Genomic DNA, 3,033 nt, shown 5'->3' on the forward strand with positions numbered 1-3,033 from the left:
TGGGTGTATTGGGTGGCGCTGGGTTGTGCCCGGAGGGTGGTGAGGTTGTTCAGTTTGGGAGTTTGAATGAGGTGAGTGTCCCGGCGCGGATTTTGGGGATTGAGGCTGCTGAGGACATGGCGTTTCAGGTGACGTTGGTCAATGACGCGCCTGAGCTGGACGCGTTGGCTGAGGCCCATGAGATCAGCGAATGGTCGCCCATTGTTGGCACGCCCAGCCCGTCTTTTGCGATCCCCGATGCGCCGGAGTTCAACGGCATTGAGATTGAGGATGGCGCGTTGATTGTCGCGGCAAAATCGCAGGGCCGGGATGCGCTGATTGTGGGGCAAATTCGGGTGGATCACCGGCTTGTCGGCAGCCCGACTTGGTCTGAGGATTTTATTGCCGGCAACGCTGGCACGGTTGCCTTGATTTATAGTGACGGTGCCGAGGTGGAATTGCGGCTGACGGCGCTCAATCTTGACACTGTGCCGGGCGCATCTGGCCCGGTTTTGACCTTCCAGTTTAACGCGCAACCGGCCCCCTTGGCGCTGGACGAAGAGGCCATCCGCGTCACGGGTGGCCTCGGGCATGCGGCGCTGAGCTTTGTGGTGAGCGATGTCACCACCGCTTCGGTGATGATCTGTCGGGTGCCTGATGGGGCGGTGCTTGATCGGGATCTGCATGAGATCGCAACGGTGCCGGTGACGCCGGGCCTGACCACCTCGGTGATTGATGGCGATGCGACGCGGCAAGATTTGCTCGAGGCGGGCCAGTTCGACAGCACCGGCGCCTGGGTGCCTGGGGCGGGGTGGAGCATCGCCAGTGGCAGCGCGGCGCACAGCCCCGGTGTTGCAACGGATCTGAGCCAGGCCCTGGCGTTGATCGCGGGCAAAACCTATCGGCTGTGTGTTGAGCTGAGATCCTTTGTTGCGGGCGCAGTCACGCCAGGGCTGACCGGCGGGGCCTCCGTGAGCGGCGCGGCAATCACCGCTGGCGGCCAGCACCTGCAAAGCGTGGCGGCCGGGGCGGGCAACGACACATTTACGCTCGTCGCTGATGCGGGGTTTGACGGGGCTCTTGAGGCTGTTCACCTCTACACCGAGACCGCGTCTTGCGCGCCGCAGGGTCAGTTTGCCTACGTCTTTATCCCTCTGGATGACGAGGATGATGCAGGCCCGCAAACTTCTGCTTTTGTAACCACCATTAAGTGAGATCGGACATGACGCTTCGAATTGATTTGCTGGAGAGCACCGCTCTGGCTGACGATATATTTGTGCTGCGCGACGGCTCGTTGCGACGCCAATCTGCCGGGAATCTGGAAGGGCAACTTGCCGCCAGCGCCCCGATTCTGAGTGCAATCGAGGCGGCGGTTTCGAGCGGCATGGCTGGCCTGTCGGGCGGGTTGCAATACCAGGGGCTTTGGGATGCTGATGCCAACAATCCGCCACTGCCTGCGGCCTCTGCGGCCAGCGGTCATTATTATGAAGTGGGCGTCGCCGGGACAACTGATCTGGATGGTCAAACCGGCTGGCAAATTGGCGACAGGGTGATCTCCAACGGGGTGGTTTGGGAACGTGTCGCAGGCTCGGGGCATTCGGCCCAAACCGACAACCCGCATGGGGTCACGGCGGCTCAGGTCGGGCTGGGCGCGGTGGACAATACGCCCGATGCAGACAAGCCCGTCAGCGATGCGCAGGCCGTGGCAATTGCAGCCGCCGGCCAATCGGCGCTGGCCAGCCAATCCACGCTGGCGCGTCTCCCGCAGCTCGTGCAGTTTGACTTTGTCGCGGATTTCACAACGGGTGCCTATCTGACCAAGGTCGCCGGGCGTCATGTTGCGATGGGCTATGGGGCCATGTTCCATCCGCGCCTGCCTGAACCGCTGAGCGGGGCGGGCCTGGCGGTGCCTGACAGCGCCAGCGCAACGAACAAGTGCCTGATCGGAGCGAATGACACCGATTTCCAAGGCGTGCTGAGCGCCAACGATCTGACCGCAACAATCGTTGAGGTGGCCGACCTGCCCAGCGATGTTGCGCAATATTTTGGGGGCTTGGGGTTTGAGCGCGTGTTCCATTTGGTCAATGAGGTCGGCGGTACGGAAACGATGCAGAGCAGATCTGATGCCGTCGCAGACGGCGAGCGCACCGCGAGCGCCTATGTCTGGGCCGTTTCGGGCACCTGCAAAGTGTCAACGGGGGCCTCGCCGCATTCCGATGCAGCGGTTCTTGGCGGTGGCGCGCGGATCAGCGCCACGGCCAACGCGGTTGGGGCTGGGGCGGCCTCGATGCGCGTCGGGGCCGGTGGCGCGTGCTATGTCGCGGGGATCATGCTCGAAGAGGGGGCGGCGGTTTCACCCTATGAAGATGCCTACCAGATCCGCAACCGCGTGGAGCCGCGCGCTACGATCGTCGGGGGCGCAGGCACGATCCTGTGCCAGGTGCTTTTGCCCGTCGATCAAAGCACCGGCAGCGCTGAGATTTTCGGCCTGAGCAACGCGGCGGGCGACACTGTTTTGCGATGCGTCATCAATTGGGACAGCGGCGGCAGCATTGTTCTGACCGCCGATGACGGGACGACAAGCGGCAATGCAAACCGCTCCTCAACATGGGCCCCGACGGTGCCGACCTTGATCGCGGCAAGCTATGACGCGGCGGGCGTTGTGTCGCTTTCGACCAATGGCAGCCCGGTTGAGACCGTCGCCACCGGTGTCGATTTAAGCGGCCTTGAACGGCTGCGAATTGGCGGCGGGTTTTCCGCGACATTCCAGCACCAAACCAAGTTTCTCGACGGGAATGTCGCGTTTTTTGCCTACAAGGGAGAGGCCCTATGAGCCATCTGCAAACCCTGTCTGTTCCCTCTGTCTTTGACCCGTCATCGGTCATCTGCGTCTGGGGCGATTCCACTGTCAATGGCACCGGCGCGGCCACGGCTGCGGACATCGCGCGCTCGGTTTTGGCGCGGGCATTTGAGCCGGACCGGCTGGTGATCAATTTGGGCAGCGGCGGGGAACCGCCCTCAACAATCGCTCAGCGCTCGCTGGCGCGGGCGGCG

At 63.0% G+C, this 3,033-nt stretch carries 3 protein-coding genes; all 3 read left to right on the forward strand.

What is annotated here, in order from left to right; genetic code table 11:
- A partial coding sequence (locus ACRBB0_RS26710) for a hypothetical protein (RefSeq protein WP_431377515.1) occupies nt 1-1,193 on the forward strand: 1,193 nt, incomplete at its 5' end.
- Between the two features lie 8 nt (nt 1,194-1,201).
- Nucleotides 1,202-2,812 carry a hypothetical protein gene (locus tag ACRBB0_RS26715; RefSeq protein ID WP_431377516.1) on the forward strand — a complete coding sequence of 537 codons (1,611 nt, stop codon included), beginning with the start codon at nt 1,202-1,204 and terminating at the stop codon, nt 2,810-2,812.
- Nucleotides 2,809-3,033: hypothetical protein (locus ACRBB0_RS26720; RefSeq protein ID WP_431377517.1), on the forward strand; the 225-nt coding region annotated here is incomplete at its 3' end. The genes ACRBB0_RS26715 and ACRBB0_RS26720, both read left to right, overlap by 4 nt.

The organism is Pelagimonas sp., assembly GCF_050633425.1.
In the GTDB taxonomy this organism is placed as follows: Bacteria; Pseudomonadota; Alphaproteobacteria; order Rhodobacterales; family Rhodobacteraceae; genus Pelagimonas.

Excerpts from the sequence above, each read along its gene's own strand:
- ACRBB0_RS26715 (WP_431377516.1), top strand. The coding sequence starts at position 1,202 with ATGACGCTTCGAATTGATTTGCTGGAGAGCACCGCTCTGGCTGACGAT.